The organism is Actinacidiphila alni, from assembly GCF_900112845.1.
In the GTDB taxonomy this organism is placed as follows: Bacteria; Actinomycetota; Actinomycetes; order Streptomycetales; family Streptomycetaceae; genus Actinacidiphila; species Actinacidiphila alni.
The window spans coordinates 199,066-222,897 of sequence record NZ_FONG01000005.1; the positions used below are offsets into that span (position 1 = coordinate 199,066).

Annotated in this window: 36 protein-coding genes; 35 read left to right on the forward strand and 1 reads right to left on the reverse strand. The window is 68.8% G+C overall.

The genetic code is table 11. The annotated features are described in order from the left end of the window. Positions 1–5 precede the first annotated feature (5 nt). The 31 genes from rplC to truA all read left to right on the forward strand — a co-directional run bounded on the left by rplC (position 6) and on the right by truA (position 17,629). Entirely contained in the window at positions 6–650 is a 645-nt protein-coding gene (rplC, locus tag BM076_RS10710; protein ID WP_093713207.1) for a 50S ribosomal protein L3, read from the forward strand. A gap of 5 nt (positions 651–655) precedes the next feature. Next, positions 656–1,333 (forward strand): 50S ribosomal protein L4, encoded by a 678-nt coding sequence (rplD, locus tag BM076_RS10715; RefSeq protein ID WP_093713208.1) that lies wholly within the window; start codon positions 656–658, stop codon positions 1,331–1,333. Further along, complete coding sequence (rplW, locus tag BM076_RS10720; RefSeq protein ID WP_093713209.1) at positions 1,333–1,674, forward strand: 50S ribosomal protein L23; 342 nt, start codon at positions 1,333–1,335, stop codon at positions 1,672–1,674. Before rplD ends, rplW begins: the two co-directional genes overlap by 1 nt. Before the next feature lie 47 nt (positions 1,675–1,721). Beyond that, positions 1,722–2,558 carry a 50S ribosomal protein L2 gene (rplB, locus tag BM076_RS10725; RefSeq protein WP_093713210.1) on the forward strand — a complete coding sequence of 279 codons (837 nt, stop codon included), beginning with the start codon at positions 1,722–1,724 and terminating at the stop codon, positions 2,556–2,558. A gap of 12 nt (positions 2,559–2,570) precedes the next feature. Continuing rightward, positions 2,571–2,852: a 30S ribosomal protein S19 gene (gene rpsS / locus BM076_RS10730; RefSeq protein WP_014178772.1), complete on the forward strand. Its 282-nt coding sequence runs from the start codon at positions 2,571–2,573 to the stop codon at positions 2,850–2,852. 45 nt (positions 2,853–2,897) lie between these two features. Beyond that, positions 2,898–3,245: a 50S ribosomal protein L22 gene (rplV, locus tag BM076_RS10735; RefSeq protein ID WP_093713211.1), complete on the forward strand. Its 348-nt coding sequence runs from the start codon at positions 2,898–2,900 to the stop codon at positions 3,243–3,245. After that, positions 3,245–4,078 (forward strand): 30S ribosomal protein S3, encoded by an 834-nt coding sequence (gene rpsC / locus BM076_RS10740; RefSeq protein ID WP_093713212.1) that lies wholly within the window; start codon positions 3,245–3,247, stop codon positions 4,076–4,078. Before rplV ends, rpsC begins: the two co-directional genes overlap by 1 nt. A gap of 6 nt (positions 4,079–4,084) precedes the next feature. Continuing rightward, positions 4,085–4,504 carry a 50S ribosomal protein L16 gene (rplP, locus tag BM076_RS10745; protein WP_093713213.1) on the forward strand — a complete coding sequence of 140 codons (420 nt, stop codon included), beginning with the start codon at positions 4,085–4,087 and terminating at the stop codon, positions 4,502–4,504. Further along, the gene (rpmC, locus tag BM076_RS10750) at positions 4,504–4,737 is read left to right on the forward strand and encodes a 50S ribosomal protein L29 (RefSeq protein WP_093713214.1); all 234 of its coding nucleotides are present in this window, start codon (positions 4,504–4,506) and stop codon (positions 4,735–4,737) included. Before rplP ends, rpmC begins: the two co-directional genes overlap by 1 nt. Next, positions 4,737–5,024: a 30S ribosomal protein S17 gene (gene rpsQ, locus BM076_RS10755; RefSeq protein ID WP_093713215.1), complete on the forward strand. Its 288-nt coding sequence runs from the start codon at positions 4,737–4,739 to the stop codon at positions 5,022–5,024. Before rpmC ends, rpsQ begins: the two co-directional genes overlap by 1 nt. 104 nt (positions 5,025–5,128) lie before the next feature. After that, on the forward strand, positions 5,129–5,497 hold the full coding sequence (gene rplN / locus BM076_RS10760) for a 50S ribosomal protein L14 (protein WP_031524788.1): 369 nt from the start codon (positions 5,129–5,131) through the stop codon (positions 5,495–5,497). Between the two features lie 3 nt (positions 5,498–5,500). After that, positions 5,501–5,824, forward strand: a complete 324-nt coding sequence (gene rplX, locus BM076_RS10765) for a 50S ribosomal protein L24 (RefSeq protein ID WP_093713216.1) — start codon at positions 5,501–5,503, stop codon at positions 5,822–5,824. Then, on the forward strand, positions 5,824–6,384 hold the full coding sequence (gene rplE, locus BM076_RS10770) for a 50S ribosomal protein L5 (RefSeq protein ID WP_093713217.1): 561 nt from the start codon (positions 5,824–5,826) through the stop codon (positions 6,382–6,384). Before rplX ends, rplE begins: the two co-directional genes overlap by 1 nt. A 3-nt stretch (positions 6,385–6,387) precedes the next feature. Next, positions 6,388–6,573, forward strand: a complete 186-nt coding sequence (locus BM076_RS10775) for a type Z 30S ribosomal protein S14 (protein ID WP_093713218.1) — start codon at positions 6,388–6,390, stop codon at positions 6,571–6,573. A gap of 231 nt (positions 6,574–6,804) precedes the next feature. Then, positions 6,805–7,203 carry a 30S ribosomal protein S8 gene (gene rpsH, locus BM076_RS10785; protein ID WP_093713219.1) on the forward strand — a complete coding sequence of 133 codons (399 nt, stop codon included), beginning with the start codon at positions 6,805–6,807 and terminating at the stop codon, positions 7,201–7,203. Between the two features lie 21 nt (positions 7,204–7,224). Then, positions 7,225–7,764 carry a 50S ribosomal protein L6 gene (gene rplF / locus BM076_RS10790; protein WP_093713220.1) on the forward strand — a complete coding sequence of 180 codons (540 nt, stop codon included), beginning with the start codon at positions 7,225–7,227 and terminating at the stop codon, positions 7,762–7,764. A 2-nt stretch (positions 7,765–7,766) separates the two neighbouring features. Continuing rightward, complete coding sequence (gene rplR / locus BM076_RS10795; RefSeq protein ID WP_093713221.1) at positions 7,767–8,150, forward strand: 50S ribosomal protein L18; 384 nt, start codon at positions 7,767–7,769, stop codon at positions 8,148–8,150. A gap of 42 nt (positions 8,151–8,192) precedes the next feature. Continuing rightward, entirely contained in the window at positions 8,193–8,798 is a 606-nt protein-coding gene (rpsE, locus tag BM076_RS10800; RefSeq protein ID WP_093713222.1) for a 30S ribosomal protein S5, read from the forward strand. Continuing rightward, the gene (gene rpmD, locus BM076_RS10805; protein ID WP_093713223.1) at positions 8,798–8,980 is read left to right on the forward strand and encodes a 50S ribosomal protein L30; all 183 of its coding nucleotides are present in this window, start codon (positions 8,798–8,800) and stop codon (positions 8,978–8,980) included. The genes rpsE and rpmD overlap by 1 nt, the downstream gene beginning before the upstream one ends. Before the next feature lie 2 nt (positions 8,981–8,982). Then, a complete protein-coding gene (gene rplO / locus BM076_RS10810; protein WP_093713224.1) occupies positions 8,983–9,438 on the forward strand; it encodes a 50S ribosomal protein L15 in 456 nt (151 codons plus the stop codon). Positions 9,439–9,641: 203 nt separating this feature from the next. Next, positions 9,642–10,958 carry a preprotein translocase subunit SecY gene (gene secY / locus BM076_RS10815; protein WP_093713225.1) on the forward strand — a complete coding sequence of 439 codons (1,317 nt, stop codon included), beginning with the start codon at positions 9,642–9,644 and terminating at the stop codon, positions 10,956–10,958. Further along, the gene (locus tag BM076_RS10820; protein WP_093713226.1) at positions 10,958–11,614 is read left to right on the forward strand and encodes an adenylate kinase; all 657 of its coding nucleotides are present in this window, start codon (positions 10,958–10,960) and stop codon (positions 11,612–11,614) included. Before secY ends, BM076_RS10820 begins: the two co-directional genes overlap by 1 nt. Before the next feature lie 104 nt (positions 11,615–11,718). Beyond that, a complete protein-coding gene (gene map, locus BM076_RS10825) occupies positions 11,719–12,555 on the forward strand; it encodes a type I methionyl aminopeptidase (protein ID WP_093713227.1) in 837 nt (278 codons plus the stop codon). Positions 12,556–12,720: 165 nt separating this feature from the next. Next, positions 12,721–12,942, forward strand: a complete 222-nt coding sequence (gene infA, locus BM076_RS10830) for a translation initiation factor IF-1 (RefSeq protein ID WP_003956442.1) — start codon at positions 12,721–12,723, stop codon at positions 12,940–12,942. A gap of 38 nt (positions 12,943–12,980) precedes the next feature. Beyond that, positions 12,981–13,094: a 50S ribosomal protein L36 gene (gene rpmJ / locus BM076_RS10835; RefSeq protein ID WP_003956441.1), complete on the forward strand. Its 114-nt coding sequence runs from the start codon at positions 12,981–12,983 to the stop codon at positions 13,092–13,094. A 197-nt stretch (positions 13,095–13,291) separates the two neighbouring features. Next, positions 13,292–13,672: a 30S ribosomal protein S13 gene (gene rpsM / locus BM076_RS10840; protein ID WP_093713228.1), complete on the forward strand. Its 381-nt coding sequence runs from the start codon at positions 13,292–13,294 to the stop codon at positions 13,670–13,672. Between the two features lie 68 nt (positions 13,673–13,740). Next, positions 13,741–14,145, forward strand: a complete 405-nt coding sequence (gene rpsK, locus BM076_RS10845) for a 30S ribosomal protein S11 (RefSeq protein WP_006376016.1) — start codon at positions 13,741–13,743, stop codon at positions 14,143–14,145. A 27-nt stretch (positions 14,146–14,172) separates the two neighbouring features. After that, complete coding sequence (rpsD, locus tag BM076_RS10850) at positions 14,173–14,799, forward strand: 30S ribosomal protein S4 (protein ID WP_093713229.1); 627 nt, start codon at positions 14,173–14,175, stop codon at positions 14,797–14,799. A 131-nt stretch (positions 14,800–14,930) separates the two neighbouring features. Then, positions 14,931–15,953, forward strand: a complete 1,023-nt coding sequence (locus BM076_RS10855) for a DNA-directed RNA polymerase subunit alpha (protein ID WP_033177813.1) — start codon at positions 14,931–14,933, stop codon at positions 15,951–15,953. A gap of 175 nt (positions 15,954–16,128) precedes the next feature. Continuing rightward, positions 16,129–16,686: a 50S ribosomal protein L17 gene (gene rplQ, locus BM076_RS10860; RefSeq protein ID WP_093713230.1), complete on the forward strand. Its 558-nt coding sequence runs from the start codon at positions 16,129–16,131 to the stop codon at positions 16,684–16,686. Between the two features lie 91 nt (positions 16,687–16,777). Next, the gene (gene truA, locus BM076_RS10865; RefSeq protein WP_177246400.1) at positions 16,778–17,629 is read left to right on the forward strand and encodes a tRNA pseudouridine(38-40) synthase TruA; all 852 of its coding nucleotides are present in this window, start codon (positions 16,778–16,780) and stop codon (positions 17,627–17,629) included. A gap of 3 nt (positions 17,630–17,632) precedes the next feature. Here the strand turns inward: truA and BM076_RS36550 are convergent, their stop codons facing one another. After that, the gene (locus BM076_RS36550) at positions 17,633–19,117 is read right to left on the reverse strand and encodes a hypothetical protein (RefSeq protein WP_177246401.1); all 1,485 of its coding nucleotides are present in this window, start codon (positions 19,115–19,117) and stop codon (positions 17,633–17,635) included. 179 nt (positions 19,118–19,296) lie between these two features. On the opposite strand from BM076_RS36550, the gene BM076_RS10875 reads away from it, so the two are divergent. From BM076_RS10875 to glmM, 4 genes are all read left to right on the forward strand, one after another. Continuing rightward, entirely contained in the window at positions 19,297–20,919 is a 1,623-nt protein-coding gene (locus BM076_RS10875; RefSeq protein WP_177246402.1) for an ABC-F family ATP-binding cassette domain-containing protein, read from the forward strand. Between the two features lie 284 nt (positions 20,920–21,203). Further along, on the forward strand, positions 21,204–21,647 hold the full coding sequence (gene rplM, locus BM076_RS10880; RefSeq protein WP_093713232.1) for a 50S ribosomal protein L13: 444 nt from the start codon (positions 21,204–21,206) through the stop codon (positions 21,645–21,647). A 40-nt stretch (positions 21,648–21,687) separates the two neighbouring features. Next, positions 21,688–22,203 carry a 30S ribosomal protein S9 gene (gene rpsI, locus BM076_RS10885; protein ID WP_093713233.1) on the forward strand — a complete coding sequence of 172 codons (516 nt, stop codon included), beginning with the start codon at positions 21,688–21,690 and terminating at the stop codon, positions 22,201–22,203. Between the two features lie 251 nt (positions 22,204–22,454). Continuing rightward, complete coding sequence (glmM, locus tag BM076_RS10890; protein ID WP_093713234.1) at positions 22,455–23,813, forward strand: phosphoglucosamine mutase; 1,359 nt, start codon at positions 22,455–22,457, stop codon at positions 23,811–23,813. Positions 23,814–23,832 lie beyond the last annotated feature (19 nt).

Here is a 23,832-nt window from a genome sequence, read left to right on the forward strand (position 1 = left end):
GAGAGATGACCAAGCAGATCAAGGGCATCCTGGGCGAGAAGCTCGGCATGACCCAGGTCTGGGACGAGAACAACCGTGTCGTCCCAGTCACTGTCGTCAAGGCCGGACCGAACGTCGTCACCCAGGTCCGTACGAACGACGCCGACGGCTACGAGTCGGTCCAGCTCGCCTTCGGCGAGATCGACCCGCGCAAGGTGAACAAGCCCCTCAAGGGCCACTTCGCGAAGGCCGACGTCACCCCCCGCCGCCACCTGGTGGAGCTGCGCACCGCGGACGCCGCGGAGTACGCGCTCGGCCAGGAGATCACCGCCGAGGTGTTCGAGGCCGGCATCAAGGTCGACGTGACCGGCAAGAGCAAGGGCAAGGGCTTCGCCGGTGTCATGAAGCGTCACAACTTCAAGGGCCTCGGCGCCGGACACGGTGTCCAGCGCAAGCACCGCTCTCCCGGCTCCATCGGTGGCTGCGCCACCCCGGGCCGTGTGTTCAAGGGCCTGCGCATGGCGGGCCGCATGGGCAACGAGCGGGTCACCACCCAGAACCTGACCGTCCACGCCGTTGACGCGGAGAAGGGCCTGCTGCTCATCAAGGGCGCGGTTCCTGGTCCGAACGGCGGCCTCGTCCTGGTCCGCACCGCGGCCAAGGGGGCCTGAAGGATATGAGCACCATTAACGTCCTGTCGCCGTCGGGCGACACCGCCGGGACCGTAGAGCTCCCGGCCGAGATCTTCGACGCCAAGGTCAGCATCCCGCTGATCCACCAGGTCGTCGTCGCGCAGCTCGCCGCCGCCCGCCAGGGCACGCACAAGGTGAAGACGCGTGGCGAGGTCCGCGGTGGTGGCCGCAAGCCGTACCGCCAGAAGGGCACCGGCCGCGCCCGTCAGGGTTCGACCCGCGCCCCGCAGTTCGCCGGCGGTGGCGTCGTCCACGGTCCCGTGCCGCGCGACTACTCGCAGCGCACCCCGAAGAAGATGGTCAAGGCCGCCCTCCGCGGTGCCCTGACCGACCGTGCGCGGCACAACCGCATCCACGTCGTCTCCGGCGTCGTCGAGGGCTCCGCGCCGTCGACGAAGGCCGCCAAGAGCCTGCTCGCCAAGATCAGCGAGCGCAAGAACGTGCTCCTGGTCGTCGAGCGCGCCGACGAGACCGCGTGGCTGTCCGCCCGCAACCTGCCCCAGGTGCACATCCTGGAGGCCGGTCAGCTGAACACGTACGACGTGCTCGTCTCCGACGACGTGGTCTTCACCAAGGACGCCTTCGAGCGTTTCGTGGCCGGGCCCGCCGCCTCCGGCAAGGCCGTTGCCTCCGAGGATGAGCTCGAAGGGAGCGAAGCCTGATGAGCGAGGCAACTGCCGCCAACGGCGCGGTCGTCACCAGCAAGACCTACACGGACCCGCGTGACCTGCTGATCAAGCCGGTGGTGTCCGAGAAGAGCTACGCGCTGCTGGACGAGAACAAGTACACGTTCGTCGTCGACCCGCGCGCGAACAAGACCCAGATCCGGCAGGCCGTCGAGGCGGTCTTCCAGGTCAAGGTCATCGGGGTCAACACGATCAACCGGCAGGGCAAGCGCAAGCGCACCCGCACCGGTTTCGGCAAGCGTGCCAACACCAAGCGCGCCATCGTGACCCTTGCCGAGGGCGACCGAATCGACATCTTCGGCGGCCCGGTCTCCTAACGGGGACCGGATCGTGTCGAAGTCCTGAATTCACCGAGGACTGAGAAATGGGTATCCGCAAGTACAAGCCGACGACTCCGGGCCGTCGTGGCTCCAGCGTCGCCGACTTTGTCGAGATCACGCGGTCCACGCCGGAGAAGTCGCTGGTCCGCCCGCTGCACAGCAAGGGCGGCCGTAACAACGCCGGTCGTGTGACCGTCCGCCACCAGGGCGGTGGCCACAAGCGCGCCTACCGAGTCATCGACTTCCGTCGCCATGACAAGGACGGCGTGCCCGCCAAGGTCGCGCACATCGAGTACGACCCCAACCGCACCGCGCGCATCGCGCTGCTGCACTACGCGGACGGCGAGAAGCGCTACATCCTCGCCCCCGCGCGGCTCCAGCAGGGCGACCGGATCGAGAACGGCCCCAACGCTGACATCAAGCCGGGCAACAACCTGCCGCTGCGCAACATCCCGGTCGGTACGACGATCCACGCGATCGAGCTGCGGCCCGGTGGCGGCGCGAAGATCTCCCGTTCCGCGGGCGCTTCCGTGCAGCTGCTGGCGAAGGAAGGCACCATGGCCACCCTTCGCATGCCGTCCGGCGAGGTCCGGATGGTCGACGTCCGCTGCCGCGCCACGATCGGCGAGGTCGGCAACGCCGAGCAGTCGAACATCAACTGGGGCAAGGCCGGCCGCATGCGGTGGAAGGGCGTCCGCCCGACCGTCCGCGGTGTCGCCATGAACCCGGTGGACCACCCGCACGGTGGTGGTGAGGGCAAGACCTCCGGTGGTCGCCACCCGGTCTCCCCGTGGGGTCAGAAGGAGGGTCGTACTCGTTCTCCCAAGAAGGCGAGCAACAAGTACATCGTCCGCCGCCGCAAGACGAACAAGAAGCGCTAGGAGCGGGTGTAGATGCCGCGCAGTCTCAAGAAGGGGCCCTTCGTCGACGACCACCTGATCAAAAAGGTGGACGTGCAGAACGAGGCAGGCACCAAGAACGTCATCAAGACCTGGTCCCGCCGCTCGATGATCGTCCCGGCGATGCTGGGTCACACGATCGCGGTGCACGACGGCCGTAAGCACGTCCCGGTGTTCGTCACTGAGTCGATGGTCGGCCACAAGCTCGGCGAGTTCGCACCGACCCGCACCTTCCGCGGGCACGAGAAGGACGACCGCAAGTCGCGGCGTCGCTGAGCGGGCTGAACCGTGACGACGAAGACAGACACTGAAGGGACAACCATGGAAGCCAGGGCCCAGGCGCGGTACATCCGCGTCACGCCCATGAAGGCCCGCCGCGTGGTGGACCTCATCCGTGGCATGGACGCCACGGAGGCTCAGGCGGTCCTGCGTTTCACCCCGCAGGCCGCGAGCGTGCCGGTCGGCAAGGTGCTGGACAGCGCCATCGCCAACGCCGCGCACAACTACGACCACACCGACGCCGAGTCGCTGTTCGTCAGCGAGGCGTACGTGGACGAGGGCCCGACCCTGAAGCGGTTCCGGCCGCGCGCCCAGGGCCGTGCGTACCGGATCCGCAAGCGGACCAGCCACATCACCGTGGTCGTCAGCAGCAAGGAAGGAACCCGGTAATGGGCCAGAAGGTAAACCCGTACGGGTTCCGGCTCGGCATCACCACGGACTTCAAGTCCCGGTGGTACGCCGACAAGCTGTACAAGGACTACGTCAAGGAAGACGTCGCCATCCGCAAGATGATGACGCAGGGCATGGAGCGGGCGGGCATCTCCAAGGTGGAGATCGAGCGCACCCGTGACCGTGTCCGCGTCGACATCCACACCGCCCGGCCGGGCATCGTCATCGGCCGCCGCGGCGCGGAGGCCGACCGTATCCGCGGCGACCTGGAGAAGCTGACCGGCAAGCAGGTCCAGCTCAACATCCTCGAGGTCAAGAACCCGGAGATGGACGCTCAGCTGGTGGCCCAGGCCGTCGCCGAGCAGCTGTCCTCCCGCGTCTCCTTCCGCCGTGCCATGCGCAAGAGCATGCAGGGCACCATGAAGGCCGGCGCCAAGGGCATCAAGATCCAGTGCGGCGGCCGTCTCGGCGGCGCCGAGATGTCCCGCTCCGAGTTCTACCGCGAGGGCCGGGTCCCGCTGCACACCCTGCGCGCCAACGTGGACTACGGCTTCTTCGAGGCCAAGACCACCTTCGGCCGGATCGGTGTGAAGGTCTGGATCTACAAGGGCGACGTCAAGAACATCGCCGAGGTCCGCGCCGACAACGCCGCGGCCCGCGCCGGCAACCGCCCGGCCCGCGGCGGCGGCAACGAGCGTCCGCAGCGTCGCGGTGGCGAGCGCGGTGGCCGTGGCCGCCGTCCGCAGACCGACGGCGGGGCCCCCAAGGCCGCCGACGCTCCCGCGACTGAGGCCCCGGCGGCGACGCCGGAGACCCCCGGAACGGAAGGCTGAGTCACCATGCTGATCCCCCGCAGGGTCAAGCACCGCAAGCAGCACCACCCCGGCCGTGACGGCATGGCCAAGGGCGGCACGGAGCTGGCGTTCGGCGAGTACGGCCTGCAGGCCGTCACGCCCGCCTACGTGACCAACCGGCAGATCGAGTCCGCTCGTATCTCCATCACCCGTCACATCAAGCGCGGCGGCAAGGTCTGGATCAACATCTACCCGGACCGCCCGCTCACCAAGAAGCCGGCCGAGACCCGCATGGGTTCCGGTAAGGGTTCTCCCGAGTGGTGGATCGCGAACGTCAAGCCCGGTCGGGTGATGTTCGAGCTGTCTTTCCCGAACGAGAAGGTTGCTCGTGAGGCGCTGACCCGCGCCGCGCACAAGCTTCCGATGAAGTGCCGCATCGTGCGGCGCGAGGCAGGTGAGCTGTAATGGCGGCCGGTACCAAGGCTTCCGAGCTGCGCCAGCTGGGCGACGAGGAACTCGTCAACAAGCTGCGCGAGGCGAAGGAGGAGCTGTTCAACCTCCGCTTCCAAGGAGCCACCGGGCAGCTCGAGAACAACAGCCGGCTCAAGGTGGTCCGCAAGGACATCGCCCGGATCTACACGTTGATGCACGAGCGTGAGCTGGGCATCGAGACGGTGGAGACGGTGGAGAGCGCCTGATGAGCGAGAAGAATGTGACTGAGACGACCGAAGCGCAGCGCGGCTTCCGCAAGACCCGTGAGGGTCTGGTGGTCAGCGACAAGATGGACAAGACCGTCGTGGTCGCCGTCGAGGACCGTGTGAAGCACGCCCTGTACGGCAAGGTCATCCGCCGCACCAACAAGCTCAAGGCGCACGACGAGCAGAACGCCGCGGGCATCGGCGACCGGGTCCTCCTCATGGAGACCCGGCCGACCTCCGCGACCAAGCGGTGGCGCGTCGTCGAGATCCTCGAGAAGGCCAAGTAATCACCTGAGGGCACTCCCTCAGGACCGTTCCGTCAGGCTCGGCGGCGGCCCGCTCGCACAGAGCGGGCCCCGCCGGGAACCGACGCGACAATCAGGAGATAGACGTGATCCAGCAGGAGTCGCGACTTCGTGTCGCCGACAACACTGGTGCCAAGGAGATCCTTTGCATCCGTGTTCTCGGTGGCTCGGGTCGCCGCTACGCGGGAATCGGTGACGTCATCGTCGCCACCGTCAAGGACGCGATCCCCGGTGGCAACGTGAAGAAGGGCGAGGTCGTCAAGGCGGTCATCGTCCGGACCGTCAAGGAGCGCCGTCGCGCCGACGGCTCGTACATCCGGTTCGACGAGAACGCCGCCGTCATCCTCAAGAACGACGGCGACCCCCGCGGCACCCGTATCTTCGGCCCCGTCGGCCGTGAGCTGCGCGAGAAGAAGTTCATGAAGATCGTCTCGCTCGCGCCGGAGGTGCTGTAACCGATGAAGATCAAGAAGGGCGACCTGGTCCAGGTCATCACCGGCAAGGACAAGGGCAAGCAGGGCAAGGTCATCGTGGCCTACCCCGCCCAGGACCGTGTCCTCGTCGAGGGTGTCAACCGGGTCAAGAAGCACACCAAGGCCGGCCAGACCGACCGTGGCTCCAAGACCGGCGGCATCATCACCACCGAGGCGCCCATCCACGTCAGCAACGTGCAGCTGGTTGTTGAGAAGGACGGCAAGAAGGTCGTGACCCGCGTCGGCTACCGGTTCGACGACGAGGGCAACAAGATCCGCGTCGCCAAGCGGACCGGTGAGGACATCTGATGACTGCCACCACCACTGCCCCCCGCCTGAAGACGCGCTACCGCGAGGAGATCACGGGCAAGCTGCAGGAGCAGTTCTCCTACGAGAACGTCATGCAGATCCCCGGTCTCACCAAGATCGTGGTCAACATGGGTGTGGGCGACGCCGCCCGCGACTCCAAGCTGATCGAGGGCGCCATCCGCGACCTCGCCACGATCACCGGCCAGAAGCCGCAGGTCACCAAGGCCCGCAAGTCCATCGCGCAGTTCAAGCTGCGTGAGGGCCAGCCGATCGGCGCCCACGTCACCCTCCGCGGTGACCGCATGTGGGAGTTCCTGGACCGGCTGCTGTCGCTCGCGCTGCCGCGCATCCGCGACTTCCGCGGCCTGTCGCCGAAGCAGTTCGACGGCCGGGGCAACTACACCTTCGGTCTCACGGAGCAGGTCATGTTCCACGAGATCGACCAGGACAAGATCGACCGCGTCCGGGGTATGGACATCACCGTGGTCACCACGGCGACCAACGACGACGAGGGCCGCGCCCTCCTGCGTCACCTCGGCTTCCCGTTCAAGGAGGCGTGAGCCGTGGCGAAGAAGGCTCTCATTGCCAAGTCCGCCCGTAAGCCGAAGTTCGCTGTGCGCGCGTACAACCGCTGCCAGCGCTGCGGCCGGCCGCACTCCGTCTACCGCAAGTTCGGCCTGTGCCGTGTGTGCCTTCGTGAGATGGCCCACCGCGGCGAGCTGCCGGGCGTGACCAAGAGCTCCTGGTAGTTCCGGGCGACCGGACCACCAGGAACTCTCGGTAAGCATCAGGACGGTCGGGAGCCCGACCTTTTTACCGTAAGGTAGAAGGGTTGGGCGCCCGCCGCCCGATTCGACTTACTACGCCGTAGGTCCCCGTGCCGCACCCGTCCCGACGTGCCCGCCACCGAGCGGAGCACCTCTCGGGGAGAGGGATGGCACAGATAGGAAACCCCGGCGAGAGAGGCCCAGGGCCAACTCATGACCATGACCGACCCCATCGCAGACATGCTGACCCGTCTGCGTAACGCGAACTCGGCGTACCACGACGATGTCGTGATGCCGTTCAGCAAGATCAAGTCGCACATCGCGGAGATCCTCCAGCAGGAGGGCTACATCACCGGCTGGAAGGTCGAGGACGCCGAGGTCGGCAAGAACCTCGTCCTCGAGCTGAAGTTCGGCCCGAACCGCGAGCGCTCGATCGCCGGCATCAAGCGCATCAGCAAGCCGGGCCTGCGGGTCTACGCAAAGTCCACCAACCTGCCGAAGGTGCTCGGCGGCCTGGGCGTGGCGATCATCTCCACGTCCCACGGTCTGCTCACCGGCCAGCAGGCGCAGAAGAAGGGCGTGGGTGGGGAAGTCCTCGCCTACGTCTGGTAACCGGGAAAGCGAGGTAGAGCAATGTCGCGCATCGGCAAGCTGCCCATCTCGGTTCCCGCCGGAGTGGACGTCACCATCGACGGCCGTACGGTCGGTGTCAAGGGCCCCAAGGGTTCCCTGTCGCACACCATCGCCGCGCCGATCGAGATCGCTAAGGGCGAGGACGGCACGCTGCACGTCACGCGTCCCAACGACGAGCGTGTCTCGAAGGCCCTGCACGGCCTGTCCCGCACGCTGGTGGCGAACATGATCACCGGCGTGACCGCGGGCTACAGCAAGGCACTCGAGATCAGCGGTGTCGGCTACCGCGTCCAGGCGAAGGGCTCCAACCTGGAGTTCGCGCTGGGCTACAGCCACCCCATTCTCGTCGAGGCCCCCGAGGGGATCTCCTTCAAGGTCGAGTCCCCGACGAAGTTCTCCGTCGAGGGCATCGACAAGCAGAAGGTCGGCGAGGTGGCCGCCAACATCCGCAAGCTGCGGAAGCCCGACCCGTACAAGGCCAAGGGCGTCAAGTACGCCGGCGAGGTCATCCGCCGCAAGGTCGGAAAGGCTGGTAAGTAGCCATGGCATACGGTGTGAAGATCGCCAAGGGCAAGGCGTACAAGGGTGCGGCGCTCAAGCGCCGGCACATCCGGGTCCGCAAGCGGATCTCCGGTACGCAGGAGCGTCCGCGCCTGGTCGTGACCCGGTCCAACCGGGGCATCGTGGCGCAGGTCATCGACGACCTCGCGGGCCACACGCTCGCGTCGGCGTCGACCCTCGACGCGTCCATCCGCGGCGGCGAAGGCGACAAGAGCGCCAAGGCCAAGCAGGTCGGCCAGCTCGTGGCCGAGCGTGCGAAGGCCAAGGGCGTCGAGGCTGTCGTGTTCGACCGTGGCGGCAACCAGTACGCGGGGCGCATCGCCGCCCTGGCGGACGCCGCCCGCGAAGCCGGACTGAAGTTCTGATCCGGTTCCGTAGCTAGCGGAAAACGAAGAGAGGTAATTCCAATGGCTGGACCCCAGCGCCGCGGAAGCGGTGCCGGTGGCGGCGAGCGACGGGACCGTAAGGACCGGCGGGACGGCGGCCAGCAGGCCGAGAAGACCGCCTATGTCGAGCGGGTCGTCGCGATCAACCGCGTCGCCAAGGTTGTGAAGGGTGGTCGTCGCTTCAGCTTCACCGCGCTGGTCGTGGTGGGCGACGGTGACGGCACCGTCGGTGTCGGCTACGGCAAGGCCAAGGAGGTGCCGGCCGCCATCGCCAAGGGTGTGGAGGAGGCCAAGAAGCACTTCTTCAAGGTCCCCCGTATCCAGGGCACCATCCCGCACCCGATCCAGGGCGAGAAGGCCGCGGGCGTCGTCCTGCTCAAGCCTGCTTCCCCCGGTACCGGTGTGATCGCCGGTGGCCCGGTGCGCGCCGTCCTGGAGTGCGCCGGTATCCACGACGTGCTGTCCAAGAGCCTCGGCTCGGACAACGCGATCAACATCGTGCACGCCACGGTGGCCGCGCTCCAGGGGCTGCAGCGCCCCGAGGAGATCGCCGCCCGCCGCGGTCTGCCGATCGAGGACGTCGCGCCCGCCGCCCTGCTGCGTGCGCGTGCCGGGGTGGGTGCGTAATGGCCCGCCTGAAGGTCACCCAGACCAAGTCCTACATCGGCAGCAAGCAGAACCACCGTGACACCCTGCGTTCGCTCGGCCTGAAGCGGCTGAACGACGTGGTGGTCAAGGAGGACCGCCCGGAGATCCGCGGCATGGTCCGGACCGTCCGCCACCTCGTCACGGTCGAGGAGGTCGACTGATCATGGGTAACGACAACCCGATCAAGATCCACAACCTCCGTCCGGCTCCGGGCGCCAAGACCGCCAAGACCCGCGTGGGTCGTGGTGAGGCGTCCAAGGGCAAGACGGCCGGTCGTGGCACCAAGGGCACCAAGGCCCGCTACCAGGTTCCGGAGCGCTTCGAGGGCGGGCAGATGCCCCTCCACATGCGGCTCCCGAAGCTCAAGGGCTTCAAGAACCCGTTCCGCACCGAGTACCAGGTCGTCAACCTGGACAAGCTCGCGGCCCTCTACCCCGAGGGTGGCGAGGTCACGGTGGCCGATCTGGTCGCCAAGGGCGCGGTGCGCAAGAACCAGCTCGTCAAGGTGCTCGGCACCGGCGAGGTGACCGTGGCGCTCCAGGTGACCGTGGACGCGGTTTCCGGGTCCGCCCAGCAGAAGATCACCGCCGCCGGCGGTACCGTGACCGAACTCATCTGAGTCCCATGTCACACCCGACCGGGGATGCCCAGCACCTAGGGGCATCCCCGGTCGTTCTTTCCTGTGTATTTCCTTGGCCGATTGGTCATTCCTAGGGAGCCTGCCTCGCGGGTAGGGTGGCCAAGGTTCCCGTACGGCCAAGTATTCAGTCAGCACCTCATCAGACCGTCCTTCCGCCGTGCGCGGGGGGTGCAGGAGGCACCGTGCTCACCGCGTTCGCACGGGCGTTCAGGACGCCCGACCTGCGGAAGAAGCTGCTGTTCACGTTGGGCATCGTGGTGATCTACCGACTCGGCGCGCACGTGCCGGTGCCGGGGATCGACTACTCGGTGGTCAACCAGTGCATCAAGGACACGAAGAGCAGCAACAGCCTCTTCGGCCTGGTGAACATGTTCAGCGGCGGCGCTCTGCTCCAGCTCACGATCTTCGCGCTCGGGATCATGCCGTACATCACGGCGAGCATCATCCTGCAGCTGCTGACCGTGGTGATCCCGCGTCTGGAGGCCCTCAAGAAGGAGGGCCAGGCGGGCACGACGAAGATCACGCAGTACACCCGCTACCTGACCGTCGCGCTGGCGGTCCTGCAGGGCACCGGCCTGGTGGCCACCGCCCGTTCCGGCAGCCTCTTCTCCAGCTGCCAGAACAAGTTCGACATCGTGCCGAACCAGTCGATCTTCACCACCGTGACGATGGTCACCACCATGACCGCCGGCACCGTGATGATCATGTGGCTCGGTGAGCTGATCACCGACAAGGGCATCGGCAACGGCATGTCGATCCTGATGTTCGTCGCCATCGCGGCCGGCTTCCCCGGCTCGCTGTGGGCGATCAAGGTCTCCGGCAAGATCGCCGGCGGCTGGGTGGAGTTCCTCGCGGTGATCGCCGTCGGCCTCGCGATGGTCGGCCTGGTGGTCTTCGTGGAACAGGCCCAGCGCCGCATCCCGGTGCAGTACGCGAAGCGCATGATCGGCCGCCGGTCGTACGGCGGCACGTCGACGTACATCCCGCTGAAGGTCAATCAGGCGGGTGTGATCCCGGTCATCTTCGCGTCGTCGCTGCTCTACATCCCGGCGCTGATCGTCCAGTTCTCCGGTTCGACCGCGGGCTGGGCGCAGTGGATCAGCCGCAACATGACCAAGGGCGACCACCCGATCTACATGGCCGCCTACTTCCTGCTGATCGTGTTCTTCGCCTTCTTCTACGTCGCTATCTCGTTTAACCCCGAGGAAGTGGCGGATAATATGAAGAAGTATGGTGGCTTCATCCCGGGTATCCGGGCCGGCCGCCCCACCGCGGAGTACCTGAGTTACGTGCTGAACCGCATCACGTGGCCGGGATCGCTGTATCTGGGTCTCATCGCTCTCGTGCCGACGGTCGCCATCGCGGTCTTCAACGGGAGCAACGGCAGCTTCCCGCTGGGCGGTACGAGCATCCTCATCATCGTGGGTGTCGGTCTCGAGACGGTGAAGCAGATCGAGAGCCAGCTCCAGCAGCGTAACTACGAAGGGTTCCTCCGCTGATGCGAATCGTCCTGGTCGGGCCCCCCGGCGCCGGCAAGGGTACGCAGGCCGCGTTCCTCGCCAAGAACCTGTCGATCCCGCACATCTCCACGGGCGACCTGTTCCGCGCCAACATCAGCCAGGGGACCGACCTGGGCAAGCAGGCGAAGGCGTACATGGACGCCGGCAATCTGGTCCCGGACGAGGTCACCATCGGCATGGCCGAGGACCGCCTGGACCAGGCCGACGCCACCGACGGCTTCCTGCTCGACGGCTTCCCGCGCAACGAGTTCCAGGCGCGGGCGCTGGACACCTACCTCGCCCGGCACGGCATCGCGCTCGACGGCGTGCTGGACCTGGAGGTCCCCGAGGACGAGGTCGTCAAGCGGATCGCCGGCCGCCGGGTCTGCCGCAACAACAGCGCGCACGTCTTCCACGTCGAGTACAAGCAGCCCAAGACCGAGGGCGTCTGCGACGAGTGCGGCGGCGAGCTGTACCAGCGCAGCGACGACGCGGAGGACAAGGTGCGGACCCGCCTGGAGGTCTACCACCGCGAGACCGAGCCGATCATCGACTACTACAAGCAGCAGGACCTTGTGGTGACGATCTCGGCGCTCGGCCCGGTGGCCGAGGTCACCCAGCGGGCGATGGACGCCCTGCGGGCGGGCAACGCGTAGCCCGCGCCCCACTGAGCACGGCATACGGCCGTGGTGCCCCGACGGGCACCACGGCCGTATGGTTGAACAGGTACAACCGCGACACGAGGAAGGCGCCAGCCGCGATGGTGGAGATCAAGACCCCCGATCAGATCGCCAAGATGCGTGAGGCCGGGCTGGTCGTGGCGGCGATCCATCGGGCGACCCGTGCCGCGGCGGTGCCCGGGGCGACGACCAAGGACCTCGACGAGGTCGCCGCGAAGGTGATCGCGGACCACGGTGCCAAGCCCAACTTCCTCGGCTACGGCGGCTTCCCCGGCAACATCTGCACGTCGGTCAACGACGTGGTGGTGCACGGCATCCCGGACCGGGAGACGGTCCTCAAGGACGGCGACATCATCTCCATCGACGCCGGCGCCATCGTGGACGGCTGGCACGGCGACGCGGCCTTCACCTGCTTCGTGGGCGGCGGGCACGCGCCGGAGCTGGTCGAGCTGAGCCGGGTCACCGAGGAGTCCATGTGGGCGGGGATCGCCGCCTTCCGCAAGGGCAACCGCCTGGAGGACATCTCCCGGGCGATCGAGGGCTACATCCGCCGCCAGCCGCGGCCCGCCTCCGGCAAGTACGGCATCGTCGAGGACTACGGCGGCCACGGCATCGGCACCGAGATGCACATGGACCCGCACCTGCTGAACTACGTCACCAAGAAGCGCGGCCGGGGCATCAAGCTGGTCCCCGGCGTCTGCCTGGCCATCGAGCCCATGGTGACCCTCGGCACCCCGCGCACCCACGTCCTCGAGGACGAGTGGACGGTCAAGTCCGACGACGGCTCCTGGTCCTCCCACTGGGAGCACTCCATCGCCCTCACCGACCAGGGCCCCCTGGTCCTCACCGCCGAGGACGGCGGCAAGGCGAAGCTGGCGGAATACGGCGTGACGGCCGCCCCCGATCCGCTGGGTTGAGGGCGCGGGGCGTACGTATGTGCCGTGGCTTAATGATCTTCGGGGCCGGGCATACATCCCTGATTCGTCTTTCCGGGTGGCGTGACGTAGACTGACACGTCGGCTCCCGCGTGTCCTTTGGCATGTCCGGGGGTCGACCAAGGTAGCCGATCCCGAAAGCAGGACATGGCCAAAAAGCAAGGCGCCATCGAAATCGAGGGCACCGTGATCGAGTCTCTGCCGAACGCGATGTTCAAGGTGGAGCTGCAGAACGGTCACAAGGTCCTCGCGCACATCAGCGGCAAGATGCGGATGCACTACATCCGTATCCTCCCGGATGACCGGGTCGTGGTGGAGCTGTCTCCCTACGACCTGACGCGCGGACGGATCGTCTACCGATACAAGTAGCAACCGAGTAGATCTCAAGACCCGGAGAACCTCACCTCATGAAGGTCAAGCCGAGCGTCAAGAAGATCTGCGACAAGTGCAAGGTGATCCGCCGTCACGGCCGGGTCATGGTCATCTGCGACAACCTGCGCCACAAGCAGCGCCAGGGCTGACGCACGCCGACCCCCTGCATCCGCAGAACTTCGCGCGACGCACATCAGTACATACGCAGTGCCCGTCTCCTGCTTCAAGGTGACGACACCTCCGGCGGAGGCCGGAGACCCGGACGTACCACTGTTCCGGCACGGAACGGTCGGCGGGCGGGATCCGGCACTGCGGAAGACCTCCGAAACCATCAGGAGCCAAGAAAATGGCACGCCTTTCAGGCGTTGACCTCCCGCGCGAGAAGCGCGTGGAGATCGCCCTCACCTACGTCTTCGGCATCGGCCGCTCGCTCTCGAAGCAGGTGCTGAAGGAAACCGGTGTGAACCCCGACACCCGCGTCCGCGACCTTGCCGAGGAAGACCTCGTCAAGCTCCGCGAGTACGTGGACGCGAACTTCAAGACCGAGGGTGACCTCCGTCGCGAGGTTCAGGCCGACATCCGCCGCAAGGTCGAGATCGGCTGCTACCAGGGCCTGCGCCACCGTCGTGGCCTGCCGGTCCACGGTCAGCGCACTCACACCAACGCCCGTACCCGCAAGGGTCCGCGTCGCGCCATCGCCGGTAAGAAGAAGCCGGGCAAGAAGTAGTCCTCAGCGGACGCTCATCAGCGGTCTTCGCTGTAGGACCGACCACCTCCACCGGGAGAAATTGACACATGCCTCCTAAGGGCCGTCAGGGCGCAGCCAAGAAGGTGCGCCGCAAGGAAAAGAAGAACGTCGCTCACGGGCACGCCCACATCAAGAGCACGTTCAACAACACGATCGTCTCGATCACCGACCCCGCGGGCAACGTGATCTCCTGGGCCTCCGCCGGCCACGTCGGCTTCAAGGGCTCGCGCAAGTCCACCCCCTTCGCCGCGCAGATGGCCGCCGAGTCGGCCGCCCGCCGCGCGCAGGAGCACGGCATGCGCAAGGTGGACGTCTTCGTGAAGGGTCCCGGCTCCGGCCGGGAGACCGCGATCCGCTCCCTCCAGGCCACCGGCCTCGAGGTCGGCTCGATCCAGGACGTCACCCCGACCCCGCACAACGGCTGCCGCCCGCCCAAGCGCCGCCGCGTCTGACCCGCGACAACAGGAGACACGAGACATATGGCGCGTTACACCGGGGCCGACTGCAAGCGTTGCCGTCGGGAGAAGCAGAAGCTCTTCCTCAAGGGGAGCAAGTGCGAGAGCGCGAAGTGCCCGATCGAGATCCGTCCTTACCCCCCGGGTGAGCACGGACGCGGGCGCACCAAGGACAGCGAGTACCTGCTTCAGCTGCGTGAGAAGCAGAAGTGCGCGCGGATCTACGGTGTCCTCGAGAAGCAGTTCGTGAACTACTACAAGGAAGCGAACCAGAAGACCGGCAAGACCGGTGAGAACCTTCTGCGCATCCTTGAGACCCGTCTCGACAACGTGGTGTACCGGGCCGGCTTCGCCAAGTCCCGCGACCACGCCCGTCAGCTGGTCCGTCACGGACACATCACCGTCAACGGCCGCAAGACCGACATCCCGTCGGCCCGCGTGGCCGTGAGCGACATCGTCGAGGTCCGCGAGTCGTCCCGCAACCTGACCCCGTTCGCGGTGGCCCAGGGCGAGGCCGGCGACAAGACCGTGCCGGCGTGGCTGGAAGCCAACGCGGGCAAGCTGCGGATCCTCGTGCACAGCCTGCCCGAGCGCCAGGTGATCGACACCCAGGTGCAGGAGCAGCTCATCGTCGAGCTGTACTCGAAGTAAGCGACCGCTTACTCGCGGGTACGACTGCGGTCGATGTCGGGCGGTCCGCCGGGAAACCGGCGGTCCGCCCGTACCCTCGTAGTACAGGGGGCGTCAAATAGCGGGCGCCCACGAAAGAAGGACCGACACTCATGCTGATCGCTCAGCGTCCCTCGTTGACCGAAGAGGTCGTCGACGAATTCCGCTCCCGGTTCGTGATCGAGCCGCTGGAGCCGGGCTTCGGCTACACCCTCGGCAACTCCCTCCGCCGTACGCTCCTCTCCTCGATCCCCGGTGCCGCTGTCACCAGCATCCGGGTCGACGGTGTCCTGCACGAGTTCACCACCGTGCCGGGCGTCAAGGAGGACGTGACCGACGTCATCCTCAACATCAAGCAGCTCGTCGTCTCCTCGGAGCACGACGAGCCGGTCGTGATGTACCTGCGCAAGCAGGGCCCGGGTGTCGTCACCGCCGCCGACATCGCGCCCCCGGCCGGTGTCGAGGTGCACAACCCCGACCTGGTCCTGGCGACGCTGAACGCCAAGGGCAAGCTGGAGATGGAGCTGACCGTCGAGCGCGGTCGCGGCTACGTCTCCGCGGTGCAGAACAAGCAGCAGGGCCAGGAGATCGGCCGTATCCCGGTCGACTCCATCTACAGCCCGGTGCTCAAGGTCACCTACAAGGTCGAGGCGACCCGTGTCGAGCAGCGCACCGACTTCGACAAGCTGATCGTCGACGTCGAGACCAAGCAGGCCATGCGGCCGCGCGACGCCATGGCGTCCGCGGGCAAGACCCTGGTCGAGCTGTTCGGCCTGGCCCGCGAGCTGAACGTCGACGCCGAGGGCATCGACATGGGCCCGTCCCCGACGGACGCCGCCCTGGCCGCGGACCTGGCGCTGCCGATCGAGGAGCTGGAACTCACCGTCCGCTCCTACAACTGCCTCAAGCGCGAGGGCATCCACTCCGTGGGTGAGCTCGTCGCCCGCTCCGAGGCCGACCTGCTCGACATCCGCAACTTCGGTGCGAAGTCGATCGACGAGGTCAAGGCGAAGCTGGCCGGCATGGGCCTGGCCCTCAAGGACAGCCCGCCCGGATTCGACCCCACCGCCGCCGCCGACGCCTTCGGCGCCGACGACGACGTGGACGCCGGTTTCGTGGAGACCGAGCAGTACTGATCGCTTCCAGCGCGGATCGGGGCCGACGGTCCCGGCCCGCGCCGGACGCCTCTCCGGCCCCGACGGGCCGGGGAGGTTCCGGGGCGAAGCCCCGGACCCCATCGAGCTGGCACCCGCCAGTTCGCACTGACACCGGTACCTGACACGGCCGGTGCAGCGGAGAAGGAGAAAGACCATGCCTCAGCCCGCAAAGGGTGCCCGTCTCGGCGGCGGTGCCGCGCACGAGAAGCTGCTCCTCGCGAACCTCGCGAAGTCGCTCTTCGAGCACGGCCGGATCAAGACCACCGAGGCCAAGGCGCGCCGGCTGCGTCCGGTCGCGGAGCGGCTGATCACCAAGGCGAAGAAGGGCGACATCCACAACCGTCGCCAGGTTCTTCAGACGATCACGGACAAGAGCGTCGTCCACACGCTCTTCACCGAGATCGCGCCGCGGTACGAGAACCGCCCGGGTGGCTACACCCGCATCACCAAGGTCGGCAACCGCCGCGGCGACAACGCGCCGATGGCCGTCATCGAGCTGGTCGAGGCGCTGACCGTGGCCCAGCAGGCCACGGGCGAGGCCGAGGCCGCCACCAAGCGTTCCGCCAAGGAGCGCGCCGGTGACGAGGCCCTGGCCGACCTCAAGAAGGACGCCGAGCCCGTCGAGGACGCGAAGCCCGAGGCCGCGGAGGACGCGGTCGAGGACGCCGCTCCCGCCGCGGACGAGGAGTCCGGGGAGTCCAAGGACGCCTGAGCGCGTTCCGACGACCGACGGACGGGCCCGTACCCCCTCGGGGGTGCGGGCCCGTTCCGCTGTTCCAGCCGTTCTGACAGGGAGTATGCGGGTGAGCGACGAGGTGCCGGCCGGGCTCGTACGGGTACGGCTCGATCTGGCCTATGACGGTGCCGACTTCTCCGGGTGGGCCAAGCAGCGCACCCGGCGGACCGTGCAGGGCGAGCTGGAGGCGGCGATCCCCACGGTGCTGCGGATGAGCGAGCCGGTGGAACTGACCGTCGCCGGGCGCACCGACGCGGGGGTGCACGCGCGCGGCCAGGTGGCGCACGTGGACCTGCCGGCCGACGTGTGGGCCGCCGAGGGCGGCAATCTGCGCCGCCGGCTGGCCGGACGGCTGCCCTGGGACGTACGGGTGTGGCAGGTGTCGCAGGCCCCGCCCGGCTTCAACGCGCGCTTCTCGGCGGTCTGGCGGCGGTACGCGTACCGGGTCGGCGACCACCCCGGCGGTGTCGACCCGCTGCTGCGCGGCCATGTGCTGTGGCACGACCGCCCGGTGGACGTGGACCGGATGAACGCGGCGGCCGAACTCCTGCTCGGCGAGCACGACTTCGCGGCCTACTGCAAGAAGCGCGAGGGCGCCACGACCATCCGCACCCTGCTCGACCTGCGCTGGGAGCGCACCGCCGACGGGCTCGCGGTCGCGACCGTGCGGGCCGACGCCTTCTGCCACAACATGGTGCGGGCCCTGATCGGCGCGATGATCCTGGTCGGCGACGGCCACCGCCCGCCCGGCTTCCCCGCGGAAGTCCTGGCCGGCCGCGAACGCCACTCCGCCGTCAAGGTCCTGCGCCCCCACGGCCTCACCCTGGAGGAGGTCGGCTACCCCGCCGACCACCTCCTGGCCGCCCGCGCGGAGGAGGCCCGCAACAAAAGGTCGCTGCCGTGCGTCCCTGCCGAGTGATCCTTACGGCGTCGCCGTGGACTTCGCGGCGGCGTCGCGGCCGCGCTGGATGATGCGCTGGAAGGCGTAGTCGGAGGCGTCGTTGGCCGCCTGGCGGGCGGTCTTGTCGGCCTTCGTGAGGGTCTTGCCGTTCTTGAAGCCGGCGATGGTGAAGTAGGCGTAGCGGCCGACCGCGTTGGACGTCATCTGGCAGGAGACGCCGCGGCAGAAGTCCTTGACGCCGCCGCCGTAGAGCGGGGCCAGGTAGTGGGCGGTCTTCTGCACCTTCACCGCGTGCGCCGCGTCGTCGAAGACGGCGACGCCGACCGTGACGGCGACACCGCCGCGGGTGAAGGTCGCGCGGACCAGCTGCTTGCAGCCGTCGGCCTTGAGCGCTGTCGCGAGGTCGCTGCGGGCGCCGGTGTCGCACTGGTCGGTCATCGCGGTGGTGACCCGGTCGTACTGTGCGGTTTTGGCCTTGAGGATCAGGGACGGGAAGAAGGCCGTCGGATTGATCGGCGCGGTGTCCTTGGCCGCCGTGGAGATGAAGTCCAGCGGATTGGGCGGCGGCGGGGGAGCGACCGAGGAGAACGTCGGGGTGGGCGGCAGTGGCGACGGTGTGCCGGTGGCCGAGGCCGACGAGCTCGGCCCGGCGATCGACTTGTCGTCGTCGGAGCCGCCGGACTTCACGACGGCCGCGGCGACCGCGCCCGCGATCACCACGACGGCCAGGATGCCGCCGCCGAGCAGCATCAGCTTGCGGCGGCGGGCGCCGCGCGCGGTCTGCTCGTCGGCGAGCGCGTTCCAGTCGGGGGTGCCGGCCGAGGTCTCCGGGCCCTGCCCGGCGCCGGGCGGACGCCCGCCCGCCCGGCTCGCGCTGTGCGCGCCGCCGGCCTGCTGGCGCGGCCGGCGGGGGAAGGGCTGGCGGTGGGTGCCCATGCCGGGCGCGCCTTGGGGCGCGTCGTCCCGGCCGGGGGCCGCGGGGGCGGTGGGGCCGGCGGCGGGGCTCGCGGTGGCTGCGGGTGCCGTACCGGGGCCCGCGGGCGCGGCCTGCCCGGCCGGGGCTTGTCCGGGGGCTTGTCCGGTTGGGGCCTGCGGACTTTGGGGAGCGGCGCCCCCCGGCGGCAGCGACGGGTGCGGTTGCGGCGCGGGCCGCTCCGGGACGCCGGGCCGGATCTGGTACGCGCCCTGCTCGCCCTGCGCCGGCGGAGACCAGGCCGGGCCCGCGGACGGCGCCTGCGGCGCGCTGCCTCCGGAGCCGACGTCGGAGCCGGCGTCCTGGCGGAACGGGCGCCGCGGGTCGTCCGCCGTCGCGGGCGACGGCATCGCGCCCGGCGCCGCGTCGTACGGCGACTGCTGCCGCGGAGGCTGTGGCGGCTGCGCGGCGGCGTGGCGCGGCTGCGAACGGGACGGGATGACACGTCCCTCAAGGACCTCGCGCTCGCCCTCGGGGGCGCTCGTGGGGGGTTCCTGTGGAGGCTGCGGCTGCTGCCCGGGCCCATCAGTCATGCCGCGCATCATATTGCCGGTCCGGCCCCGTACATATTCCGATCATCGGGCCACCGGGCCGGGCCGGGCCCGCACCAGGTCAGACCGGATCCGGGCCCCGGCCGGGCGCGGTGGTCCGGATGCCGGACCGCGGGAAAACAGGTTGGGGCGGATCGCCCCGCACAGGGAGAATCCAGGTCATGGGACATGTGGAAGCGGCGCACCTCGAGTACTACCTGCCGGACGGGCGGGCGCTGCTCGGCGACGTCTCGTTCCGGGTCGGCGACGGCGCGGTCGTCGCCCTGGTCGGCGCCAACGGCGCGGGCAAGACGACGCTGCTGCGGCTGATCTCCGGCGAGATCGCCCCGCACGGCGGCACCGTCACGGTCAGCGGCGGCCTCGGCGTGATGCGCCAGTTCGTCGGCAGCGTCCGCGACGACCGGACCGTACGCGACCTGCTGGTATCGGTGGCGCACCCGCGGATCCAGGCCGCCGCCAAGGCGGTCGACGCGGCCGAGCTGGCGATCATGGCGCAGGACGACGAGCCCGCGCAGATGGCGTACGCGCACGCGCTCGCCGAATGGGCCGAGGCCCGCGGCTACGAGGCCGAGACCCTGTGGGACATGTGCACGACGGCCGCGCTCGGTGTGCCGTACGAGCGGGCGCAGTGGCGCGAGGTCAAGACGCTCTCCGGCGGCGAGCAGAAGAGGCTCGTACTGGAGGCGCTGCTGCGCGGCCCGGACGAGACGCTGCTGCTGGACGAGCCGGACAACTATCTGGACGTGCCCGGCAAGCGCTGGCTGGAGGAGCAGCTGGAGCAGACCCGCAAGACGGTGCTGTTCGTCAGCCACGACCGGGAGCTGCTGGCCCGCAGTGCGCAGAAGATCGTCGCCGTCGAGACCGGGCCGGCCGGCTCCACGGTGTGGGTGCACGGCGGCGGCTTCGGCACCTTCCACGAGGCCCGCAAGGAACGCTTCGCCCGCTTCGAGGAGCTGCGCCGGCGCTGGGACGAGGAGCACGCCAAGCTCAAGGCGATGGTGCTGCGGCTGCGCCAGCAGGCCGCCAACAGCCCCGACATGGCCTCCCGCTACCACGCGGCGCAGACCCGGCTGAAGCGGTTCGAGGTCGCCGGCGCCCCGCAGGAACCGCCGCGCGAGCAGGACATCAAGATGCGGCTCAAGGGCGGCCGTACCGGCGTACGCGCCGTGACCTGCGAGAAACTGGAACTGACCGGCCTGATGAAGCCGTTCGACCTGGAGGTCTTCTACGGCGAGCGGGTCGCGGTCCTCGGCTCCAACGGCTCCGGCAAGTCGCACTTCCTGCGGCTGCTGGCGGGCGACACGGGCGTGGCGCACACCGGCACGTACAAGCTCGGCGCCCGGGTGGTGCCCGGGCACTTCGCGCAGACGCACGCGCACCCCGAACTGCTCGGCCGCACCCTGGTGGACATCCTGTGGACCGAGCACGCCCGCGACCGGGGCCGCGCCATGTCGGTGCTGCGCCGCTACGAACTGGAGCGGCAGGGCGACCAGCCCTTCGACAAGCTGTCCGGCGGCCAGCAGGCCCGCTTCCAGATCCTGCTGATGGAACTGGCGGGCACGACCGCGCTGCTGCTCGACGAACCGACCGACAACCTGGACCTGGAGAGCGCCGAGGCCCTCCAGGAGGGCCTGGAGTCGTACGACGGGACGGTGCTCGCCGTCACCCACGACCGCTGGTTCGCCCGCACCTTCGACCGCTATCTGGTCTTCGGCAGCGACGGTCTGGTCCGGGAGACGTCCGAGCCGGTGTGGGACGAGCGGCGGGTGGAGCGCGAACGCTGACCGGCGGGGCAGGGCGGGCCCGGGGTCGGGACCGACGGCGTTTTGACCCGTACGGGGGCGCCCGGGTATTCTTCGATGTCGTTATGCGTATTGGCTTGCTCCATCTCACGTGAGGGGCCCTTACGCCGGTCCACCGGGCCGATGACCAGCGGCAGGCAGACGGGTTGCGTCCCCGGGTGCCGCCAGGGCTGGTCTGATCGTCCGGGTGGCCTTGTACAAGGACCCGTCTCCCGGCCCTCCCACGGGCCCGCGGAGACACCATCACTGAAGAAGCGAAGGCGACCGTGCGTACGTTCAGCCCCAAGCCCGGCGATGTCACCCGCCAGTGGCACGTAATCGACGCGCAGGACGTGGTCCTGGGCCGTCTGGCGACCCAGGCCGCGACCCTCCTGCGGGGCAAGCACAAGCCCATCTACGCCCCGCACGTCGACACCGGCGATTTCGTCATCATCATCAACGCCGACAAGGTGCACCTGTCGGGCAACAAGAAGACCCAGAAGATGGCCTACCGCCACTCCGGGTACCCGGGCGGTCTGCGCTCCGTGCGCTACGACGAGCTGCTCGCCAAGAGCCCGGAGAAGGCTGTCGAGAAGGCCATCAAGGGCATGCTCCCGAAGAACTCCCTGGGCCGTCAGATGCTCGGCAAGCTGAAGGTCTACGCGGGCGACCAGCACCCGCACGGCGCTCAGCAGCCGGTGCCGTTCGAGATCACCCAGGTCGCGCAGTAGTCCCGGCCACCAGCTACCAGAAAGAAATCTGAGGAGAATCGTGGCTGAGACCACTGCCGAGACCCCCGTCGAGGGCGAAGAGACCTTCGACGAGATCACGACCTTCGAGTCCGAGACCCCCGAGTCGGAGTACACCTCCGAGTCGCTCGCCTCGCGCTTCGGCGACCCGCAGCCGGCCGCCGGCACCGGCCGCCGCAAGCAGTCCATCGCCCGCGTCCGGATCGTTCCGGGCACCGGGAAGTGGAAGATCAACGGCCGCACCCTCGAGGGCTACTTCCCGAACAAGGTGCACCAGCAGGAAGTCAACGAGCCCTTCAAGGTGCTCGAACTGGACAACCGGTACGACGTCGTGGCCCGCATCAGCGGCGGCGGCATCTCCGGCCAGGCCGGTGCGCTGCGCCTGGGCGTCGCCCGCGCGCTCAACGAGGCGGACGTGGACAACAACCGCGGCCCGCTGAAGAAGGCCGGCTTCCTGACCCGTGACGACCGCGCGGTCGAGCGGAAGAAGGCCGGTCTGAAGAAGGCCCGCAAGGCGCCGCAGTTCAGCAAGCGCTAAAACGCCCTACGGCGCGGGAACCAATGCCGCGCCGGGCGCATCGAACGCCTCGGAGACACTCTTGTGCCTCCGAGGCGTTCGCATTACTGGGAATCGGCGCAAATGTCTGTTGATATGACACTGGGCGCCGGGCACTGAGCCGCACCACCACCCTCGCCCGGCCGCACCACCGCGCCATCGCGCGACCCCACGGTCTCGCGCACCGCACCATCGCGCACCCGCACGACCGCACGGATCATCGGAGGAAAACAGTGGGACGACTCTTCGGCACCGACGGGGTGCGGGGTATGGCGAACGCCGACCTCACCGCCGAGCTGGCTCTGGGCCTTTCGGTCGCGGCGGCGCACGTGCTCGGCGAAGCCGGCACCTTCGCCGGACACCGGCCGGTGGCGGTCGTCGGACGCGATCCGCGGGCCTCGGGCGAATTCCTGGAGGCCGCCGTCGTGGCGGGCCTCGCCAGCGCGGGCGTGGACGTCCTGCGGGTCGGTGTGCTGCCCACCCCGGCGGTGGCGTATCTCACCGGCGCGCTGGGTGCCGACCTCGGCGTGATGCTGTCCGCCAGCCACAACGCGATGCCGGACAACGGGATCAAGATCCTGGCCCGCGGCGGCCACAAGCTCGACGACGAGCTGGAGGAGCGGATCGAGGAGGTCTACGCCGAGCACCGCACCGGCGCCCCCTGGCAGCGCCCCACCGGCGGCGGCGTCGGGCGGGTCCGCGACTACGACGAGGGCTTCGACCAGTACGTCGCCCACCTCATCGGCGTCCTGCCCAACCGGCTCGACGGCCTGAAGATCGTGCTGGACGAGGCGCACGGCGCCGCCTCCCACGTCTCGCCCGAGGCGTTCTCCCGGGCCGGCGCCGAAGTGATCACCATCGGCGCCCAGCCCGACGGCCTCAACATCAACGACGGCTGCGGCTCCACCCACCTCGGCCTGCTCAAGGCCGCCGTCGTCGAGCACGGCGCCGACCTCGGCATCGCGCACGACGGCGACGCCGACCGCTGCCTGGCCGTGGACGCGGCCGGCGAGGAGGTCGACGGCGACCAGATCCTGGCGATCCTCGCCCTCGCCCTGCGCGAGCGCGGCGCGCTGCGGCAGAACACCGTCGTCGGCACCGTGATGTCCAACCTCGGCTTCAAGCTGGCGATGGAACGCGAAGGCATCGAGCTGGTGCAGACCGCGGTCGGCGACCGCTATGTGTTGGAGTCGATGAAGGAGCGCGGCTACGCGCTCGGCGGCGAGCAGTCAGGACACGTCATCGTCCTCGACCACGCCACCACCGGAGACGGCACCCTCACCGGCCTGCTGCTGGCCGCCCGCGTCGCCGCCACCGGCCGCTCGCTGGCCGACCTCGCCGGCGTGATGCGGCGGCTGCCGCAGGTCCTCGTCAACGTCCCCGACGTCGACAAGAGCCGCGTCGCCACCACCCCGGAACTGCTGGCCGCCGTCGCCGACGCCGAGACCGAACTCGGCACCACCGGCCGCGTCCTGCTCCGCCCCTCCGGCACCGAGCCACTGGTGCGCGTCATGGTCGAGGCCGCCGACATCGACCACGCCCGCGCGGTCGCGAGCCGGCTGGCCGACGTGGTCAAGTCCACTTTGGGCTGAGCCTCCTGACACGGCGCCG

Bases quoted from the DNA above. Each gene is read 5' to 3' on its own strand.
- rplC (WP_093713207.1), top strand. From the start codon at position 6: ATGACCAAGCAGATCAAGGGCATCCTGGGCGAGAAGCTCGGCATGACC.
- rplD (WP_093713208.1), top strand. From the start codon at position 656: ATGAGCACCATTAACGTCCTGTCGCCGTCGGGCGACACCGCCGGGACC.
- rplW (WP_093713209.1), top strand. From the start codon at position 1,333: ATGAGCGAGGCAACTGCCGCCAACGGCGCGGTCGTCACCAGCAAGACC.
- rplB (WP_093713210.1), top strand. From the start codon at position 1,722: ATGGGTATCCGCAAGTACAAGCCGACGACTCCGGGCCGTCGTGGCTCC.
- rpsS (WP_014178772.1), top strand. From the start codon at position 2,571: ATGCCGCGCAGTCTCAAGAAGGGGCCCTTCGTCGACGACCACCTGATC.
- rplV (WP_093713211.1), top strand. From the start codon at position 2,898: ATGGAAGCCAGGGCCCAGGCGCGGTACATCCGCGTCACGCCCATGAAG.
- rpsC (WP_093713212.1), top strand. From the start codon at position 3,245: ATGGGCCAGAAGGTAAACCCGTACGGGTTCCGGCTCGGCATCACCACG.
- rplP (WP_093713213.1), top strand. From the start codon at position 4,085: ATGCTGATCCCCCGCAGGGTCAAGCACCGCAAGCAGCACCACCCCGGC.
- rpmC (WP_093713214.1), top strand. From the start codon at position 4,504: ATGGCGGCCGGTACCAAGGCTTCCGAGCTGCGCCAGCTGGGCGACGAG.
- rpsQ (WP_093713215.1), top strand. From the start codon at position 4,737: ATGAGCGAGAAGAATGTGACTGAGACGACCGAAGCGCAGCGCGGCTTC.
- rplX (WP_093713216.1), top strand. From the start codon at position 5,501: ATGAAGATCAAGAAGGGCGACCTGGTCCAGGTCATCACCGGCAAGGAC.
- rplE (WP_093713217.1), top strand. From the start codon at position 5,824: ATGACTGCCACCACCACTGCCCCCCGCCTGAAGACGCGCTACCGCGAG.
- rpsH (WP_093713219.1), top strand. From the start codon at position 6,805: ATGACCATGACCGACCCCATCGCAGACATGCTGACCCGTCTGCGTAAC.
- rplF (WP_093713220.1), top strand. From the start codon at position 7,225: ATGTCGCGCATCGGCAAGCTGCCCATCTCGGTTCCCGCCGGAGTGGAC.
- rplR (WP_093713221.1), top strand. From the start codon at position 7,767: ATGGCATACGGTGTGAAGATCGCCAAGGGCAAGGCGTACAAGGGTGCG.
- rpsE (WP_093713222.1), top strand. From the start codon at position 8,193: ATGGCTGGACCCCAGCGCCGCGGAAGCGGTGCCGGTGGCGGCGAGCGA.
- rpmD (WP_093713223.1), top strand. From the start codon at position 8,798: ATGGCCCGCCTGAAGGTCACCCAGACCAAGTCCTACATCGGCAGCAAG.
- rplO (WP_093713224.1), top strand. From the start codon at position 8,983: ATGGGTAACGACAACCCGATCAAGATCCACAACCTCCGTCCGGCTCCG.
- BM076_RS10820 (WP_093713226.1), top strand. From the start codon at position 10,958: ATGCGAATCGTCCTGGTCGGGCCCCCCGGCGCCGGCAAGGGTACGCAG.
- map (WP_093713227.1), top strand. From the start codon at position 11,719: ATGGTGGAGATCAAGACCCCCGATCAGATCGCCAAGATGCGTGAGGCC.
- infA (WP_003956442.1), top strand. From the start codon at position 12,721: ATGGCCAAAAAGCAAGGCGCCATCGAAATCGAGGGCACCGTGATCGAG.
- rpmJ (WP_003956441.1), top strand. From the start codon at position 12,981: ATGAAGGTCAAGCCGAGCGTCAAGAAGATCTGCGACAAGTGCAAGGTG.
- rpsM (WP_093713228.1), top strand. From the start codon at position 13,292: ATGGCACGCCTTTCAGGCGTTGACCTCCCGCGCGAGAAGCGCGTGGAG.
- rpsK (WP_006376016.1), top strand. From the start codon at position 13,741: ATGCCTCCTAAGGGCCGTCAGGGCGCAGCCAAGAAGGTGCGCCGCAAG.
- rpsD (WP_093713229.1), top strand. From the start codon at position 14,173: ATGGCGCGTTACACCGGGGCCGACTGCAAGCGTTGCCGTCGGGAGAAG.
- BM076_RS10855 (WP_033177813.1), top strand. From the start codon at position 14,931: ATGCTGATCGCTCAGCGTCCCTCGTTGACCGAAGAGGTCGTCGACGAA.
- rplQ (WP_093713230.1), top strand. From the start codon at position 16,129: ATGCCTCAGCCCGCAAAGGGTGCCCGTCTCGGCGGCGGTGCCGCGCAC.
- BM076_RS36550 (WP_177246401.1), bottom strand. From the start codon at position 19,117: ATGACTGATGGGCCCGGGCAGCAGCCGCAGCCTCCACAGGAACCCCCC.
- BM076_RS10875 (WP_177246402.1), top strand. From the start codon at position 19,297: ATGGGACATGTGGAAGCGGCGCACCTCGAGTACTACCTGCCGGACGGG.